Annotated in this window: 20 protein-coding genes; 15 read left to right on the top strand and 5 right to left on the bottom strand. The window is 63.8% G+C overall.

All coding sequences use genetic code 11. The annotated features are described in order from the left end of the window. Window positions 1-38: 38 nt before the first annotated feature. From I6N89_RS00590 to bioB, 5 genes are all read left to right on the top strand, one after another. Window positions 39-632 (top strand): LysE family translocator, encoded by a 594-nt coding sequence (locus tag I6N89_RS00590; RefSeq protein WP_076624969.1) that lies wholly within the window; start codon window positions 39-41, stop codon window positions 630-632. Window positions 633-661: 29 nt separating this feature from the next. Continuing rightward, the gene (locus I6N89_RS00585; protein ID WP_207016296.1) at window positions 662-1,174 is read left to right on the top strand and encodes a hypothetical protein; all 513 of its coding nucleotides are present in this window, start codon (window positions 662-664) and stop codon (window positions 1,172-1,174) included. 38 nt (window positions 1,175-1,212) lie between these two features. Continuing rightward, on the top strand, window positions 1,213-1,881 hold the full coding sequence (locus tag I6N89_RS00580) for a GntR family transcriptional regulator (protein WP_076624970.1): 669 nt from the start codon (window positions 1,213-1,215) through the stop codon (window positions 1,879-1,881). A gap of 84 nt (window positions 1,882-1,965) precedes the next feature. Beyond that, window positions 1,966-2,523: a biotin transporter BioY gene (locus I6N89_RS00575; RefSeq protein ID WP_011747751.1), complete on the top strand. Its 558-nt coding sequence runs from the start codon at window positions 1,966-1,968 to the stop codon at window positions 2,521-2,523. Continuing rightward, window positions 2,520-3,494 (top strand): biotin synthase BioB, encoded by a 975-nt coding sequence (gene bioB / locus I6N89_RS00570; RefSeq protein ID WP_207016295.1) that lies wholly within the window; start codon window positions 2,520-2,522, stop codon window positions 3,492-3,494. The genes I6N89_RS00575 and bioB overlap by 4 nt, the downstream gene beginning before the upstream one ends. Window positions 3,495-3,496: 2 nt before the next feature. Here bioB and I6N89_RS00565 read toward each other — a convergent pair whose 3' ends face one another. After that, window positions 3,497-4,909 (bottom strand): PLP-dependent aminotransferase family protein, encoded by a 1,413-nt coding sequence (locus I6N89_RS00565; protein ID WP_207016294.1) that lies wholly within the window; start codon window positions 4,907-4,909, stop codon window positions 3,497-3,499. Between the two features lie 93 nt (window positions 4,910-5,002). Here I6N89_RS00565 and I6N89_RS00560 point away from each other — a divergent pair, with 93 nt between their 5' ends. Genes I6N89_RS00560 through pdxY form a run of 3 tightly spaced genes read left to right on the top strand, consistent with a single transcriptional unit; the run spans window position 5,003 to window position 7,220 of the window. Continuing rightward, entirely contained in the window at window positions 5,003-5,698 is a 696-nt protein-coding gene (locus tag I6N89_RS00560) for a glutamine amidotransferase (protein ID WP_207016293.1), read from the top strand. Continuing rightward, a complete protein-coding gene (locus I6N89_RS00555; protein ID WP_207016292.1) occupies window positions 5,695-6,375 on the top strand; it encodes an MOSC domain-containing protein in 681 nt (226 codons plus the stop codon). The genes I6N89_RS00560 and I6N89_RS00555 overlap by 4 nt, the downstream gene beginning before the upstream one ends. Beyond that, entirely contained in the window at window positions 6,372-7,220 is an 849-nt protein-coding gene (gene pdxY, locus I6N89_RS00550; RefSeq protein ID WP_207016291.1) for a pyridoxal kinase, read from the top strand. Before I6N89_RS00555 ends, pdxY begins: the two co-directional genes overlap by 4 nt. Window positions 7,221-7,661: 441 nt before the next feature. On the opposite strand, the gene I6N89_RS00545 is transcribed toward pdxY, so the two are convergent. Continuing rightward, window positions 7,662-9,323: a UvrD-helicase domain-containing protein gene (locus I6N89_RS00545; RefSeq protein ID WP_076624975.1), complete on the bottom strand. Its 1,662-nt coding sequence runs from the start codon at window positions 9,321-9,323 to the stop codon at window positions 7,662-7,664. After that, window positions 9,320-11,260 carry an ATP-dependent nuclease gene (locus I6N89_RS00540; RefSeq protein WP_076624976.1) on the bottom strand — a complete coding sequence of 647 codons (1,941 nt, stop codon included), beginning with the start codon at window positions 11,258-11,260 and terminating at the stop codon, window positions 9,320-9,322. Before I6N89_RS00540 ends, I6N89_RS00545 begins: the two co-directional genes overlap by 4 nt. Before the next feature lie 546 nt (window positions 11,261-11,806). Here I6N89_RS00540 and I6N89_RS00535 point away from each other — a divergent pair. Continuing rightward, entirely contained in the window at window positions 11,807-12,268 is a 462-nt protein-coding gene (locus I6N89_RS00535) for a PaaI family thioesterase (protein ID WP_076624977.1), read from the top strand. Here the strand turns inward: I6N89_RS00535 and I6N89_RS00530 are convergent. Next, entirely contained in the window at window positions 12,265-12,468 is a 204-nt protein-coding gene (locus I6N89_RS00530) for a hypothetical protein (protein ID WP_207016290.1), read from the bottom strand. The two genes, I6N89_RS00535 and I6N89_RS00530, sit on opposite strands and share 4 nt — an antisense overlap. A gap of 202 nt (window positions 12,469-12,670) precedes the next feature. Between I6N89_RS00530 and I6N89_RS00525 the strand changes: the two genes are divergently transcribed. The 6 genes from I6N89_RS00525 (at window position 12,671) to I6N89_RS00500 (ending at window position 16,575) form a co-directional block, all read left to right on the top strand. After that, on the top strand, window positions 12,671-13,048 hold the full coding sequence (locus I6N89_RS00525; protein ID WP_207016289.1) for a nuclear transport factor 2 family protein: 378 nt from the start codon (window positions 12,671-12,673) through the stop codon (window positions 13,046-13,048). Then, the gene (locus I6N89_RS00520; protein WP_207016288.1) at window positions 13,045-13,443 is read left to right on the top strand and encodes a cupin domain-containing protein; all 399 of its coding nucleotides are present in this window, start codon (window positions 13,045-13,047) and stop codon (window positions 13,441-13,443) included. The genes I6N89_RS00525 and I6N89_RS00520 overlap by 4 nt, the downstream gene beginning before the upstream one ends. Before the next feature lie 100 nt (window positions 13,444-13,543). Beyond that, a complete protein-coding gene (locus I6N89_RS00515) occupies window positions 13,544-13,801 on the top strand; it encodes a hypothetical protein (protein ID WP_152988310.1) in 258 nt (85 codons plus the stop codon). After that, the gene (locus I6N89_RS00510; RefSeq protein WP_207016287.1) at window positions 13,794-15,044 is read left to right on the top strand and encodes an MFS transporter; all 1,251 of its coding nucleotides are present in this window, start codon (window positions 13,794-13,796) and stop codon (window positions 15,042-15,044) included. The genes I6N89_RS00515 and I6N89_RS00510 overlap by 8 nt, the downstream gene beginning before the upstream one ends. Before the next feature lie 93 nt (window positions 15,045-15,137). Continuing rightward, window positions 15,138-15,680, top strand: coding sequence for a YbhB/YbcL family Raf kinase inhibitor-like protein (locus I6N89_RS00505; protein WP_229743350.1), 543 nt, complete (start codon window positions 15,138-15,140; stop codon window positions 15,678-15,680). 19 nt (window positions 15,681-15,699) lie between these two features. Beyond that, entirely contained in the window at window positions 15,700-16,575 is an 876-nt protein-coding gene (locus tag I6N89_RS00500; RefSeq protein ID WP_207016286.1) for a PhzF family phenazine biosynthesis protein, read from the top strand. On the opposite strand, the gene I6N89_RS00495 is transcribed toward I6N89_RS00500, so the two are convergent. Then, a complete protein-coding gene (locus I6N89_RS00495; RefSeq protein ID WP_076624982.1) occupies window positions 16,576-17,121 on the bottom strand; it encodes an AAA family ATPase in 546 nt (181 codons plus the stop codon). Between the last annotated feature and the right edge of the window lie 8 nt (window positions 17,122-17,129).

The raw sequence follows: 17,129 nt of genomic DNA, 5'->3' as shown, positions 1-17,129 counted from the left end.
CGCGGAGCATGTATTCGTGTGAACTGGGAAGGTCGCAAATGGAGTTTACCACTATAGGAGCCCTGGCGCTCTACGCCTTTGTCATGTCGATCACCCCGGGGCCAAACAACATGCTTCTCGCCAACGCGGGGCTGGTGTTTGGCTTTCGGAGCACCATACCGCAGATCGTTGGCATTCCGACCGGTGTGATCTCCCAGATCCTGCTCGTGGCCGCCGGTCTCAGCAGCCTTTTCGCACAGTTTCCCAGTATCCAATTGGCACTCAAGGTGGCTGGGACGTTCTATCTGCTCTGGCTCGCCCTGAAGCTGTGGAAAGCCGATGCGCTGGCGCAATCACCTAATGCCACCCCGATCTCGTTTTCTCAGGCGATGCTGTTCCAGTTCATCAATCCGAAATCTTGGCTGATCGCGCTCACCGCCGTGTCGGCATTTCTGCAGCCCGAAAAGGCGGTTCTTCCCCAATTGCTAATTATTTGCTTCGCCTTCGCATTGATCGGCACCCCATGCATGGCCGTTTGGTCTGCCATGGGATCCGCCCTGCGGCGCCACCTGTCGAGCCCGACCAGCCTCAGGCGCGCAAATCGAACCCTCGCGGCGCTCGCATCGGCAACGTGCCTCATGTTCTGGCTTTGAATGTGGACAAGGCACGCCAAGCGCATTCGATGCCTGATCTGGTGATCTGGCTGTCATATTTTCGGCTTGCCGGGTTCTGGCTCATGGCCGGGCTCCTCCTCGTTCCAGCTCTCGCGGTGGCGATGTCTCTCAGTCAGGAGCCCGGCGTCGATGGCAGGGCATCTCAGGTGGCATTTCTGGCATTGGCCGCGCCACTTGGGTTTGCGCCGGTCCTCTTGCATTGGAAGTACGGACGACGGAAAGGCCCGATACTGACATTCACGGCGCAGGGCATCCTCATGAACGCCATTGATCCCGAGGCGATCATCCCATGGAGAGATATCGACGTCAGAGCAAGTTGGCACGTTCTCGGGGGCTGGCGGACGATCCTGACCTTCCGATGTGTCGGCCGACCTCCGAAAGAAGGAAGACGTGTCGGATCCGCTGATCTTTACGAATTGCGACTTCCCAACATCGCAACCAAAGGCTGCCTGAGCCTGCAGAGGCTTTCCAGGTCCTACAAGAAGGCGACGATGACAGATGAACCGCAAAGCCCACCTTAACTGTCGACGGGCGGTGCAGTATGAATTATCTATAATTCATGAAACACGCCCCTGAAGAGACCCAGTCCGCCCGCATCGCCCGCGTCCTTGCTGACCGTATCATCTCGGGCGAGATTCCGCCCGGCGCGCGCCTCCGGCAGGACCATGTCGCTGCCGAGTTCGGCGCGAGCCATGTCCCAGTGCGCGAGGCCTTCCGCGAGTTGCAGACACAGGGACTGGCAGAGAGCGAACCGAGGCGCGGCTTTCGCGTCACCGAATTCGACGTGGCCGAACTGCGCGAGGTGGCCGAGATGCGCTCCAGCCTCGAAAGCCTCGCCCTGCGCCACGCCTCGCCCAATATGACACGCGCTATTCTACAGGAAGCAGAAGAGGTTACGCGCCACGGCGACAGTGCCAGTACCGTCCGTGACTGGGAGGCAGCAAACCGCCATTTTCACCGGCTCATCCTGTCCCCCTGCCGGATGCCGCGTCTGCTGCGGACGATCGACGACCTGCAGGCCGCCAGCGCCCGGTTCCTCTTTGCCGCATGGCGGCGCGACTGGGAGGCGCGCACAGATCACGACCACCGCGCCATTCTCGACGCTCTGCGCAAGGGGCAGACCGACCTCGCCTGCGCCACGCTCGCGCGCCATGTCGGCTGGATCGGCAAGCGCAAGACTGCCGTGAAAAATGCCGATTTGCGAGAGACTTACGAGATTCCCGGATAATTATCTATAAACCTAATTGCCAGCACCACGCAAAGCCTTCGTAATTATAGATAGACTCGATACCTATCTTCGGAGGACAGACCCATGGCATTTCTCACCCCCTCTCTGACCCGTCCCGCCGCGCTCGGACGCAGGCTCGCGCTGGCGCTCGGCGGCGCGGCGCTGATCACGCTGGGCGCCAAGATCCAGATCCCGTTCTGGCCAGTGCCGATGACGCTGCACACCCTGGCGGTGTTCTTCCTCGCCGCCACGCTCGGGCCGAGGCTCGGCTTTGCGGCAATGGCGGCCTATCTTGCGGCGGGCGCCCTGGGGTTGCCGGTCTTCTCCGGCACCCCGGAACGCGGCATCGGGCTGGCCTATATGGTCGGGCCGACCGGCGGCTATCTGGCGGGCTATCTGCTGGGCGCGGGCCTGACCGGCTGGCTGGCGCAGCGGCGCGGGTTGATCGGGCGCTTCCTGGCGATGCTGGCGGGCCTGGCCGTGGTCTATGCCCTCGGCCTCGCCTGGCTGGCGCACTATGTCCCGGCGCAGGGTCTGCTGGCCGCGGGTCTCACGCCCTTCCTGCTCGGCGATCTGGTCAAGCTGGCTTTGGCCTCGGGCCTCATCGCGGCCATCGCCCGCCTCCGGACCCGCGCGTCATGATCCGCACCGACTGGACCATGGCGGAGGCCTGGGCGATCCACGCCCTGCCCTTCGCCGATCTCATGCACCGCGCCCAGACCCTGCACCGCGCGCATTTCGACCCCAACGCGATCGAAACCGCGAGCCTGCTCAGCATCAAGACCGGCGGCTGCCCTGAGGATTGCGGCTATTGCTCGCAATCCGCCCATCACGACACCGGAGTGAAGGCCACCAAGCTGATGGGAACCGAGGAGGTTCTGGCCGCCGCCAAGCGCGCCAAGGCCTCCGGCGCTCAGAGGTTCTGCATGGGAGCCGCCTGGCGCAGCCCCAAGGACCGCGACATGGACAAGCTCTGCGACATGGTGCGGGGGGTGGCCGAGCTGGAGCTCGAGACCTGCATGACGCTGGGGATGCTGTCGCCCGAACAGGTCGCGCGGCTGAAGGCGGCGGGCCTGGATTTCTACAACCACAACATCGACACCTCGCCCGAATACTACGCCCAGATTGCCACCACCCGGACGATGGAGGACCGCCTCGACACGGTCGAGCAGGTCCGCAAGGGCGGCATCAGGGTCTGCTGCGGCGGCATCTTGGGCATGGGCGAGGCCGAAGAGGACCGCATCGCCATGCTGGTGACGCTGGCGACGCTGCCCGCGCATCCCGACAGCGTGCCGGTGAACCTGTGGAACGAGATCGAGGGCGTGCCGGTGCAGGCGCGCGCCCAGGCCGTCGATCCCTTCGCGCTGGTGCGCATCGTGGCGCTGGCCCGCATCCTGATGCCAGCCTCGGTCGTGCGCCTGTCGGCAGGGCGCACGGGGATGAGCGACGAGCTGCAGGCGCTGTGCTTTCTTGCCGGGGCGAACTCGATCTTCGTGGGCGACCAGTTGCTGACCACCGGCAACCCGGCGGCGTGGAAGGATCAGGATCTGCTGACCCGGCTTGGCATACACATCGCCCCCGCGCAGGCCCGGCCCCGGGTCGCGGCGGAATAGGCTCAGCCCGGAACGCTCCGGGCGAGGATCTCAACCGCCCGGGCGATCTGCCCTTCGTCCAGCGCCGCATAGCCCAGCCGGAAGGCTTGCGGCGCCGGACCCTCCAACGCAAAGCGCGTACCCGGCAGCAGCGCCAGACCCGCCTGCCCCGCGGCTTTGGCCCAGGCCTCGGCGGACCTCCCCTCGCAGTGCAGCCACAGCGCCAACCCTCCGGCGGGCAGATCGAATGTCGCCCGCCCGGCGAGGTGTTCGCCCAGCAGCGCCGCCAGCAGATCCCGCCGCGCCCGGTAGACCCGCCGCGCCTTGCGGGCGTGACGGCCGAGATCGCCGTCGCGGACCAGTTCCGCCAGCGCCGCCTCCAGCGGCGCGTCGCCCTGCCGGTCGATGGCGGCGCGCGCCTCGGCCATGCGGGTCAACAACGGCTCGGGCGCCAGCGCATAGCCCAACCGGATACCCGGCGAGAGCAGTTTCGACAGCGAGCCCACGTAGATCAGCGGCAGGGCTTCGGGCGCGCGGGCGGCGAGCGGCAGCACCGGGCGGCCCTCGAAGCGGTACTCGTGGTCGTAATCGTCCTCGATCAGCGTGACCCCATGGCGCTGCGCCAGCTCCAGCAGTTTCAACCGCCGCGCCGCGCCCATGGTCACCGTGGTCGGATACTGGTGATGTGGCGTGACATAGACCGCCCGGATGCGCGGGTCGCCGGCCAGCGCCTGCTCCAGCGCGTCGATCCTGAGGCCCCCGCCATCCACCGGCACGCCCCGCACCTCTGCCCCCGCCGCGCGGAACGCCTCCCAGGCGAGCGGATAGCCCGGCTCCTCCACCGCGATGACCTCGCCCGGAGACAGCGCCGCCCGCACGGCCAGGAATAGCGCCATCTGGCTGCCGCGCGCGATCAGCAGCCGCGACGGGTCCGCCACCACGCCCCGGTCCGTGGCGAGATACGCCGCCAGTGCCTCGCGCAGTGAGGACGTTCCGCGCGCATCGCCGTAATCGGCCCCGGCGCGGAAGGCCGGCGACAGCAGCGCCCGGCGAAAGGCCCGGGCCAGCGCCTTGTCGGGCACCAGCTTGGGGTCCGGCGCGCCGTCGGTAAACGCGAGCCCCGCGCGTGGCGCCACCGGGTCCATCGGCGCGGGCGCTGACCTGCGGGCCAGCATCCCCTGTGGCAGATCCTGCGCGACGTATGTGCCCCGCGCGGGCTCTGCCTGTAGCCAACCCTGGGTCAGCAGCTCCTGGTAGGCCGCATCCACCGTGTTGCGATGGACCCCCAGTTCGCGCGCCAGTGCCCGCGTGCCGGGCAGCCTCGCTCCGGGCTTCAGCCGCCCGCGGGTGATGTCACGGGTGATGGCCTCGGCAATGGCGAGGAACAGCGGGCCGCCATGGCCCGGCTCCATCTCGAGGGAAAGAGGCTCGCGCATGTCGAAAACCGGCCTATCTCAATCATTAATACTGGCACTTTTGCATAGGCCAGCGTTTTGCCACAGAGGCGAAAAACGCAAGAGGCTTCCACGATGAAATCCGCCCTGATCCTGCGCCACCTGGCCTTTGAAGATCTCGGGACCTTTGCCCCGGTTCTGAGAGACGCCGGCTATCAGCTCCAAGACATTGAGGCGGCTGTGGACCCACTGCCCGATCCGCTGGAACCGGACCTGGTCGTGGTGCTGGGTGGGCCGATTGGCGTGAACGACGGCGCCGCCTTTCCCTGTATGACAGAGGAGCGGGACTGGCTAACCATGAGGCTGGCGGCGGATCGCCCGACCCTCGGCATTTGCCTCGGCGCACAGCTCATGGCCGCGGCCCTCGGAGCCCGTGTCGCGCTGCTCGCCCAAAAGGAGATCGGCTTCGCGCCCCTGACCCTGACCGCGCCCGGTCGGGTCGGCCCGCTTGTCCACCTCGCGGACATTCCGGTGCTGCACTGGCATGGCGAGGGCTTCGCGCTGCCCGCCGGAACCGAGCGCCTAGCCGGGACCCCCGCCTGCGAAACACAGGGATTCGCCCGGGGCCGCAACATTCTCGGCCTGCAATTCCACCCCGAGGCCGGGATGCTGCCGGATTTCGAACGCTGGCTAATCGGCCATAGCGCAGAGCTGGCGCAGGCGGGGATTGCCCCCGAGGCCCTCCGGCAAGATGCCAAGGTACATGGCCCCGCGCTGCGCGCCGCCGGTCAGGCCATGTTCAGACACTGGCTGCGGGAGCTGGAGCCATGAGTACCGTCACCCTTCTGACCGGCCGCGCCGCCCCCCTGCCCGGAAGCGACACGCTGAGCGGCATCGACAAGACGCCGGTCAGCCGCCCGCTGACGCTCGGCCCCGAGGGGTTCGCAGGCGACGAACAGGCGGACCGGCGGGTGCATGGCGGCATCGAGAAGGCCGTACATCATTATCCGCTCGATCATTACAGCGACTGGCGCGCGGAACTCGGTGACCTTCAGGCGCTGACCGCTCCCGGCGGGTTCGGCGAGAATATCTCGACCGCCGGGCTCACCGAAGAGGAGGTCGCCGTCGGCGATACATTTCGGCTGGGCGGCGCGCTGATCCAGGTCTCGCAGGGGCGCCAGCCCTGCTGGAAGCTCAACCACCGCTTCGGCGTGGCCGACATGGCGCGACGCGTGCAGCAGACGGGACGCACTGGATGGTATTATCGGGTGCTCCAGACCGGCACAGTCGCGCCCGGCGACCGGCTGGAGCTGATCGGCCGTCTGGCCCCGGACTGGACTTTGCGACGGCTCTGGCACGCTCTCTATGTGGACCGGATGAACCTGGTTGAACTTGAAGGCATCGCCGCGCTCGATGTCCTGGCTGAGGGCTGGCGCAAATATGCGGTCCGGCGGTTGGAAAGCCACCGGGTCGAGGACTGGAGCGCAAGACTGGACGGCACCGCATGAAACGCCCCCCTTTCCTCATTTCGATCCAAAGCCAGGTAGTCTTAGGCCATGTCGGCAATTCCGCGGCGCTCTTCCCGATGCAGGCGGCAGGCCTCGAGGTGGCGGCGATCCCCACGGTGGTCTTCTCGAACACACCCGACTACCCGACCCTGCGCGGCCGCACCCTGCCGCCCGAGTTCTTTTCCGACCTGCTGCAAGGCGCGCGCGAACGCGGCCTGCCCGAGCGGGCGGATTATATCCTTACCGGTTATATCGGCTCGCTCGACGTGGCCGAGATGGTGGCGGATTTCGTGGCCGAGGCGAAGGCCGCGAACCCGCGCCTGCGCTACATCTGCGACCCGGTGATGGGCGACACCGGTCCCGGACTCTATGTACCCGAAGCCATCGCCGGCGTAATGCGCGACCGGCTGCTGCCGATGGCCGACATCGCCACGCCGAACCCATTAGAACTCGCCTGGCTCACCGGGCAGCAGATCCACACGTTGGCCGATCTTCAGGCGGCGCGCGAGGCGCTGCACATCGCGCCAGAAGCGCATCTGATCGCCACCGGCTGCATACTCGACGACACCGGCCCCGGGCGACTCGAGACGGTGCTCCTGGGCCCCGAAGGTCTCAGCCGCCACCCGACCAAGCGCCTGCCGATCGCCCTGCCCGGCACCGGCGATCTCTTCGCCGGGCTTGTGGTCGCGGGCATCGGGCGGGGCCTTGCCCTGCCCCGCGCCATCGAGACCGCCCAGACCCTAACCGCCCGCGCCCTCAGCCACGCCGAGGCGCTTGGTGCGGGCGAGGTGGTGCTAAGCGAGCCGGAATTTCGTCGCGCGCTGCTTTCGCTTGGGTCCGGCTGAGGCCGGGTGACGCGGACATCATCGCCTGATCAGGCCTGCACATAGAGTGACCTGACCTGCCCCGTTCAGGGTGGGAACGGTCTGCCAAAATCCGTATGAAACCCGGTGGGAACTTATTCAGGGCAAGGAGGATTCTGCACGCTTGAATATCTACGCCTCCGGCCCATAGCCGACCTTGAGAACGGCTTTAAATTCTGTGGTCACAGCCCACATTGCCGCCGTTCGCGTGGCAAAGCGATTTCTCGCCCACGCCAAGCATTGACGCTGGCTATACGAGGCAATTTCTCGACTATCTCGAGCTGATCTCAGCGGAAAGGGCGCGATTGTCTACATGACCTCAGACGAGTTCCACTGGGTGCACCGCCGCTCCTCGGGAGCTGAAGATCTTGTTGTCGTTTGGCGGCCTGATCACGAAGACGGACTCAAGGCTCATCGAATGGGTTAGGCGTACACCTCCGCATAACCGACAAACTCCTGTTGAGGCGAACGCTCCGTGCTCCAGCGCCTGGCCCCGTCCGGTCGATCCCGGTGCTCGCAGATCGTAAGTGCCAGCCGCTGCTTGGCGCGGGAGATGCCGACAAAGAAGGCCGGTCGTTCCTCGGAGATCTTCCCCCAGAACGTCTCTTCCTCGACGCCCATCATGATGACGGTGTGAAACTCCAGCCCCTTGCTCTTGTGAATCGACATGATCCTGACGGAGCGATCGGCCGAGAATGCCGTCAGCGCCGAGCCGACGTCCGTTCCATCCTGCGTCAACTGAGATATGCGGGTCACCGTATCCTCGATCAAATCATCAAGCCTGTTGCCCTGAGCATAGTCTGCGGAGAGGGCGACCACAGCGTCCCTGCCAACCAGTTCGATCAGCGCCGCCACCAGCGCTGCGAGCGCATCGCGATCAGCATATTCGATCTTTCTCGCCGCCGCTCTTGCCCGTACGTCCGCGACGAACCGGTCCCATCGAGAGCGGGCTCGATATTCCTGTTCTTCATCGAGACCTTCATTGTAGACGATGGCTTCAAGCAGCCGGCGAAAAGCTTCCGGTTGCGCGCCTCCCCAGACCACGAGAAGAAAATCGGTGAGCAGACGAACAACCGGTTCGGAGGCGAAGTCCTGCGTCTGGTCTTCGTCGCGAAACGGAACCTTCCGGTCCCGCAACGCGGCTCGCAACTCCTGACAATAGAAGTTCTGCTGCTTGCTCACCAGCACCGCGATGTCGGAAGGGTCCAGGCCGTCATTCTCGATCCATCCCTTGATCGTGTTGGCTAGATGTGAGGCCTCCTCACTGGCGTTCTTGAAGTGATGGATCTCGATCTCACCATCGTCACCCTGCAGTTCATCGTCATCAAGCGCAGCAGGCGCGTCCATGACCCGCACCATCGCGTTCTGCATTCGGCGAAGTCGCGGCGCAGAGCGGAAGTTCTGATAGAGGTTCAGCGCTTCCGCGTTGAAATCCGCGGCATAGGTCTTGAAGATTCCTTCGAGCGCCCCCGCCCAGCCCATGATCCGCTGCTTGGTGTCGCCGACGGCAACGAGCTGCGCGCCTGTGTCGAGGAAGCAGGCTTTGATCAGCGCGTACTGCTCCTTCGTGCAGTCCTGGAACTCGTCCAGAAATACGTGACTATAGGTCTGTCTTATGGCGTTCCTGGCGATGGCGCTGGTCTCGAGGATGGTAACTGCCAATGGCACCATGTCCTGAAAGGTGATGGACTGTCCCTGGACCCGTGCCGGCCCTACACTGTAGTCCGCATCAAGGGCATCGCGCCCGGTGAGCGCCAGCCGAAAGCGGTCAATGATGCGCTTGCCGAACGCGTGAAAAGTGTGGCTGTCGAGCCGCGCGGCCAGCTCGGGGCCGCAGCGCTTGCGGACGCGTGCCTTCAGATTCTGGCTCGCATCGACCTTGAACGAAATGGCGAGGATGCGCTTGGGGTAGCGGCACGTGCCGGTGCGGAGAAGAAAGTCCGCCCGCTGCGCCAGCATTTCGGTCTTGCCCGCTCCTGGCCCTGCGGTCAGCGTCAGGTTTCTCTCGGTCTCTGTTGCCGCCAGGAGGGCATTCGGCTCGAGCTTGAGGTTGTCCGACGGAACCCAGCGATCAACGCGCATCATTCCGGCAACGCCTTTAGGTCGTCGCGGACACGCGTGAGCAACCGCTCGAGGACTTCGGGCATCTCGTCCTTCAGTTCTTTGTCCGTCAGGCTGGCCATCGCCTGGATGTGCCACACGGGCTTGCTGCCCAGCTTGAACCGCCTGTGATAAGCGTCGAAGTGTTCGAGTTCGTCATCCTCATATTGATTGCCGACAACGTCGTGTTTCTTGCCCAGCACTGCCTTGAGGCCATCCTCATCAGGCGTCTCAAGCTCGTCCGCGTCGAGGTCATATGCGTCCGGGTAAGCGGTGAGCATGAGGAAATCCAGATCGAGGGGCGACGAGTAGAACACACGATGCTCCTCCAGACGGTCGATCCATCCAAGATCATCTACCATCAGGCCGTCGTCGCTATCCCATGCAGGAATGGCATTCGTATCGGCCACCGTGAATCCCGTGTTGGCGACGTCGCCATATGCCAGCAGTTGCTTGGCTGCGTACTTTACCCGCCCCCACCCACCCTGGTGCCGTGCGAGGTCCAGATCGAGCAGCGTGACATGAGGGATGCCGAGGCCGTGCAGGAGGCGCCAAAAGTGATTGACGTGGCGGCCGCCGAGCGGCACCACCGAAATTGATGCGTCGTCAGCGAGTATCCCCTCGGCCGCCAGAAGCCTCGGCAGCACGACTTCCTCACTGTCACCCTCGCCGAGAACGACGAAGCGCGAAAAATAGAGTTCGGGAAAGGCTTGGACCGCCTCGCGAACGAACTTGTGCGCCTCCGCCTCCTCGGGAAGCTCGATGTGCCTCACGACGGTAGTGCGCTTTTCATCGAGCCGCATGTATCTGACGGCTTCCGGAGGAACGCGGCGCATCAGCGACGGGGAGTGCGTAGCGAGCACCGCCTGCGCATCCTGTCCCCCGGCGAATTCTTCGAGGGCTCGGACGACTCGTCCCAGGTAATGCGGCGATAGACTGTTCTCGGGCTCTTCCAAGGCGATCAGGGTGAAGACGGCCGGCCGCAGCTTGTCGATATCAAAGGCATCCGGCAGCTTGCCACTCAGCACATCACTGCCGATCTGGTGCATACCCAGCACGATCGAGAGATAGAGAATCGACTGCTGCCCGTCGCTCAGGCGAGTGAAATCGACCAGTTGCTCGCCGTGGCCTGGGGTGAAGCCGACGCTCAGGTGCCGCAGAAGGTTTTCCAGTTCGCTCCGACCGAATGAAATCGATGGGTCGGCGAAATAACTGCCTTTATGCAGATTTCCCCACTGATCCGACAATGCGTCCGTCATGCCCTCAATGGCCGCATTGCTGGCAAGGGTCGCACTGATCTCCTCGGTCAAATTGGAGATCTTGTCGCGTTCGCCCGCCCAGTCCGCCGAACGCAGTGCGCGGCCCAGCAACGCATTTGCCGAGTAAGAGATATGGTCCGCAGGATCGCGCCGAGCTGGCAAGTAATGCACCTGAATGGCATTTCGATCGTGCTTTGCAACCCGGCCTTGCTCCAGCGGGTTCCCTTCAGCATCGACCTTCATGACATAGGTGAGGTTCTCTTCGATATCCTCATCCTGGTCGAGCGTAGCATCGAGCCGGAACCGGACCTGCGCTGGCCCATCGGCCCCCATCAGTTGCATATGCGCGAAGTTTCCGGGAACCGCAGGTGCCTTTTTTTTGCCCTTGCCTACCAGCTCGGGAAACTCGAAGTCTGCCTCAATCCAGAGCTTGCGCTCCGCCGGCGCTTCGTCAGGCTTCTCATCATGCGGGATGTGAAAGTCGGACTTTCTGATCTTGCGCTGGGCAGGATCGAGACTGAACAGTCTTGCCAGAGCTTGCAGCACCGCCGTCTTGCCGGCGCCGTTCGGGCCGAGCAGAAATGTCAGATCGTCCAAATCCAGTTCTTCGAAATCCTTACAGAACGATCTGAAGTTGCTGAGCCGCAAGCGGACAAGTTTCATGTTCCCCCTCCCGTGAGCACCCGCCGCTTTGCTACTTCGGCACCTATCCTTTGGCAAGCAAACACGCCAACAAGCGGCCGGACCGGAATTAGCGCTCTGGGCAAGTTTCTTAAACTCTATCTTGAAAGCAAACGCGTGTCTGCCGTCCCAAGCTCGCTCCCGAAACCGGGCTCTAGCTGAAGGCCCCAATCCCGCCGTAGTGGGCATGCCCGCAATGTCGGTGTTCGGGAAGCCGTCGGTGAACCTGAAAAGATCGCATTGTGGCCCAGAGGCTGATTGGCAGCTTACCACCGGACCGTCCGAACGCGGCCATTCCAGCCGTTCGCGCCAGGGACCGCGAACGACCGCTCTCCGCCCTTCGTGCCAGAGCCTCTAGCGGTGACGGCAATGGAACTCTTGGCGGCCCTGAATCGCCAATCGTAGGCAGCCCAGGGCAGCACAAAGCTCTGCTCCGGCGCCTAACATTCAGTTGAGACTGAGAATTCCTCACGCGCCGAGACCTATGCCTTATGCATACTTCCCCGGCCAAGATGTGGGGGAATAGCTATGCAGGTCGGCGATCCAATTTCTGAGGAAGTCATCATTAGAGCGCGCGAAAGCTTTGCAAGACAGGGGCTTATGGCGCATCTCGGGGCCGAAATGGCGGATGTGCGCGCGGGGCTTGTCACGCTGCGACTACCGTTCCGTCCAGAACTCACGCAACAGCATAGCTACTTCCATGCCGGCGGGACATCGGCCATCGCCGACAGCGCAGGCGGTTACGCTGGGTTCACCCTCTTCCCCGAAGGCAGTTCAGTCCTGACGGTCGAGTTCAAACTGAACCTGATCAGCCCGGCGCAAGGAGATTATCTCGAGGCTGTCGGCCGCGTGATCAAGAATGGTCGCACACTGACCATCTGTCAGCTCGATGTATGGGGCGTTGATGGAGATCGCCGCAAACATGTCGCGGCGGGGATGCAAACCTTGATCTGCTTGCATGACACGCCAGACCTGCCCACTTCGCGCTAGAACAGGTCTTCTCGGCGAATGGCCTGAACAGGATTGAAGATCGGCAGATTTTGGCGGTCCAATCCCAGATACATAAATTCCGCGTCGCTCAAGCGGTAAAAGGCCCGAAAACGGCGCGGCAGCCGAGCCGCGCGTGATGCGAGACCATCTTTGTCGCGCTCTCGCGTTGGATTTGCCGTGCATCGCGGGTTCATGGTCACCTCCGGTGTCTTCCCCAGAGAATGCACCCCGTGCCCAAAGCCATGAATTTCGGATCCTTCAGCGGATATTGAGAATTCCTCTCCGGGATTGTCGCCGCGAAATCCTCAGGACCTCCGGAAAATTCCTCAATTGCGAGCCGCCATGCTGCCGCGTGACAGTCAGTCCCGACCGCCAAAGCGGACGGAGAAGGATACCGGAAGAATGACAAGACTTTCCCGCACTGACCTTGAAACCCATGCCAGGCATTGGATCGCTGCCTGGAACGCACATGACGTGGAGACGGTTCTCGCGCCGTTCGCCGAAGAATCCGTCTTCATCAGCCCTCTCGCCAAGCAGGTGACGGGTGACGCCCAGATCATTGGGAAGGACGCCCTGCGGCAGTACTGGACCGACGCCCTGGCACGCGTGCCCGATCTTCACTTCGAACTGAGCGGAACCGCCGTAGACGCAGAGGCGCAATCCGTGACGGTTTTCTATGTGTCGCGAGCCGGTGGTCGGGTCAGGCATGCCTGCGAACACATGCGGTTTCGCGAGGGCGTCCAGTTTCTGGGCGAAGCCTATTACGGGTCCGAGGAATGACGGGCCCCCTGCGCGCGACCGACGCAAACCATTACCCCTGGGGTAACGGCTGCGACGGCTGGAGACTGGTCGATCGCCCCGAACTTTCGCTGCGCGAAGAGCGCCTGCCGCCCGGCGGTGCCGAAGCACCACATTATCATCGGGTCTCCCGCCAGATCTTCTATGTCCTTGCCGGGGAACTGACGATCAGGGTTCCGGGCCGTATCCTCTTGGCCAAGGCGGGAGAGGCCCTGGAAATCTCCCCGGGCCTGGGACATTTAGTGCAGAACAACGGGCCCGAAGATCTGCGCATCCTGCTCGTGTCCGCCCCTGATACGGCCGTCGACCGGTATCCGGTCGAAGACCATGCGGCCATCCCGGCGGATGTAGCACACCATCCGATGTATTGGCTCTAGCCCGCCCCGGACAAAATCTCCCGCTCGGTTGAGACCTTCTCAATCGGCGTGGAGGCGGCTCCCGGCTAGCACTTGAGACAAAGAGCGGATGCCAGAAGCCATGAACATCAATGATCTCAGAAAATCCTTGAGCGCCGCCTCTGGCGAGACACCGACTCCCGGCCTGTCGGGTCTTCAACGACTTGCACTTCTTTGGGTCACGGCCATCCTGCTGACATTTCTGTGCTTCGTCTCTTATCCTCACCGATCTGGCGAAACGGGCTCCATTCAGGATCGTGCCGAGCAAACCAACGACCTTGGGCGGGTGTACTCCCTGAGGGACGACTGCTGCATCTGGTCCGGCCACGCGCATGACTGACTCAGCCCAATTGTCCCCGTTGCGCCGCATTGTCTTCGTCTCTCTGCCATTCACCTTCGCCTACCTGCTCTCCGAACTCTTTCGAAATGTGAACGCTGTTCTGGAGCCCCGTCTCACGGCCGAGTTTCAGCTTGAGCCTGCGACCATGGGCATGATGACCTCCGCCTTCCTTGGCGCACTGGCCGGCTCGCAGCTGTTCGTCGGCCAGGCCCTGGACAAGTTCGGGCCGAAACGCGTGCTGGTGGTTACGCTCCTCCTGGCTGTCGTCGCATCCGCGCTCTTCGCCGGGGCACAAACAGCCCACGTGCTCGTCCTGACGCGTTTCATGATCGGCCTCGGACTTTCCGCTTGCTGGACCGGCGCCTACAAGGCGAACACCCTGTGGTGGCCGAGGGAGCGCCTGCCCCTGGTAAACGCCATCACGATTGCAGCGGCCGGCCTTGGCTCCCTGGCGGCCACCAGCCCGACCGAATGGCTGCTACGCCAAATCGGCTGGCGCGAAATTTTTCTGGGTCTCGCCGGCGTCACTGCCACCATTGCATTGATCATCGCCACGGTGGTTCCGCCCCAGACGAGGGAACGGGCCGCACCCGCGATCGCGGAACCGGCTGTGGAGGGACTGCGTGGTGTCCTCACGCACCCCGCCTTTCTCGCCATCGCACCGGCTTCGGCCCTCTGTCAGGGAGCCTGGGTCGCCTATCAGGGGCTCTGGGCCGGGATCTGGCTGCGCGACGCGATTGCCCTCCCGTCGACTGCGGCAGCGGGCATTCTGATGGCACTCTCCCTTGCCGTCATCGTGGGGCAATTCGGCTTCGGTCTGCTTGCCGATCGGATCGCCCGCACCGACCGGCACCTGTTCCGCCTGACGTTCGCCCTGACGCTTGGCTTTGTGCTGTGCCAGTTTGCGGTTGCCGGTGCGGGCGCGTCCCTGCAGACCATCCTCTGGGCTGGCTACGGGCTGTTCACCGCGGGTCCCATCCTTGCCTACGCGCTTCTGGTCCGGCTGCTACCCGACGCAGTGTCGGGCCGCGCTATCGCCATGCTCAATCTCGGCGCTGTCCTCACCGGTTTCTTGATGCAGGGCGGCATCGGCGCAGGCATCGAGGCTTTGGTTCGGCTTGGGTGGAGCATTGCGTCCGCCCATGTGGCGTTCATCGTGCTGATCGCCGGTCTGCAAGCCATCGCTCTGGCGTGGATGGCTCTGCATCAAGGTCGCGCCCTGGGTCTGGACAAGGTTCGGTGATCATTTCTACCAAGCCCCTGAAAGCTTCTCAATCGCCGCATCTAACACATTGGAATACCGTCAAATCATGGAAGTCGAGGAGAGACATTCGTGATGATGAACCTAAGCCGTACTGCCCTGTTCTCAATGGCGCTCGCCGCCGCTCCCGTTGTCGCTCACGCGTTCGATCTGGACAGCCGCGACCTGCGGGAGGGTGAAACGATCCGCATGGAATTGGTGAATTCGACCATGGGGTGCGAGGGGCTCAACCAATCCCCTCACCTGGTCTGGAATGACCCGCCTGCGGGAACGCAGAGCTTCGCGATTACGGTCTTCGACCCGGACGCCCCGACCGGCAGCGGTTGGTGGCACTGGATCGTTCTGGATATTCCGGCGCACACACGGGCGATGCTCGCGGGCGCCTCCGGCTACCTGCCCGCCCCTCTGGTCGAGTCCCTGACGGATTTCGGGCAACCCGGCTACGGCGGCCCCTGCCCGCCTGAGGGCGCAGTCGCTCATCGCTACGAGTTCACCGTCTATGCCATCGACGTGCCGAGCCTGGGGTTAGACGCCAGCGCCATGCCCGCCCTCGCCGGCTACATGATCCACGCGCACAGCCTCGGCAGTGTGACACTGACGGCGCGCTACGGGCGCTGAAAGCAAGGACTTAGCGACCATGAAGAAACGCATGCTTCAGATCGATGCCTTTTCGGACCGCCCCTTGCTGGGCAATCCGGCGGCAGTGGTCTTCGACGCCGACGACTTGTCCACCGAGATCATGCAACGCATCGCGCGCGAGATGAACCTCTCCGAGACCGTATTCCTGCTTCGCCCGACCGGTGATGCGGACTATCGCGCCCGCATTTTTACCCCGGTGCGCGAACTGCCCTTCGCCGGTCATCCGACCATCGCCGCCGCCCATGCGTTTTGCGGCGAGCAAAGCAGGATGCCCCAAAGCCTGACGCAGGAATGCGGCATCGGACTGGTTCCAATCCGCGTCGAAGACGACCTTTACACGATGACGCAGGCGACGCCCCAATTCCGCGATGTGCCGGTCACCAAAGCTGAACTTGCCGAGGCGATCTGCCTTCCGCTCGACATGCTCGCGGACAGCCCGCATCAGATCGTCTCAACGGGGGTTCCATGGCTGCTGCTTGAGCTGCACGACCTCCAGGCACTGGCTGGCCTGCGACCCGACCTCGGCCGGATCGAGCGGATCTGCCATGGGCTCGGCGCGGCAGGGCTCACGGTCTTTGCGGACAGCGGGTCCGAGGCCGCGCCGCGCCTGCGTGTACGCACCTTCGCTCCGGGTGAGGGCGTGGCCGAGGATCCTGTTTGTGGGTCTGGCAATGGTGCCATCGCTGCGTGGATCGCCACGCATCGCGACGCGGTGCCTCGGGCTGGTTACCTGTCGGAGCAAGGGGTCGAGAAGGGTCGGCGTGGACTGGTTCACGCGGGCTGGGAAGCGACAGTCGAAGGGCTGCGGATCACCATCGGCGGGGCCGCCTGTATCGTCCTGCGGGGCGAACTGGATCTGGGTGACGCGTCCTGATCAGATGGACTGCTCCAAAACCTCCAAAACAAAATCGACCCGCGCCTCAACCGTGGCCAAAGGCAGCGGCAGCAGGTCATATCCCGCCATGGCATAGGCCTGCTCCATTGCCTCTGCCGTCGCAACCGCCTCGTCGAAATCCTGCCCGCGCTGCGCATCCTGACCGAAGATCTCGGGCCAGGGCGGCGCAAGAAAGACCGTCGGGCGATACCGGTAGAGCTCGGCCGCCGCGTGAACATGTGCGGGCGCCTCTCCCACATAGAGCTGAAGATAACCGATCACATCGGGAATGCCGCGATCGAAGACCACCGGAACGTCGGTCCCCTGCGCCTCGTGCCACGAGCGCATCTCCCAGCCGAGCATGAGCTCTGCAAAAAGCTGCCGGTCCTGACCGTGCCACCCTGTCCCGCCGATCCGGGTCTGATCCTGAATGATCGCGCGACCGGCTTCGGGCATTGTTGTGAGACCATGCCGCGCCAGTGCGGACAGAAGCGTCGTCTTGCCCGATCCCGGGCCGCCGGTAATGACGAAAAGTCGGTCGTTCATGTTGATCC

Origin of the sequence: Salipiger abyssi (genome assembly GCF_017311415.1) — a bacterium.
GTDB lineage: Bacteria > Pseudomonadota > Alphaproteobacteria > Rhodobacterales > Rhodobacteraceae > Salipiger > Salipiger abyssi_A.
Note: the sequence above shows the minus strand (reverse complement) of the source record. Positions and strands in the feature narration are given on the sequence as shown.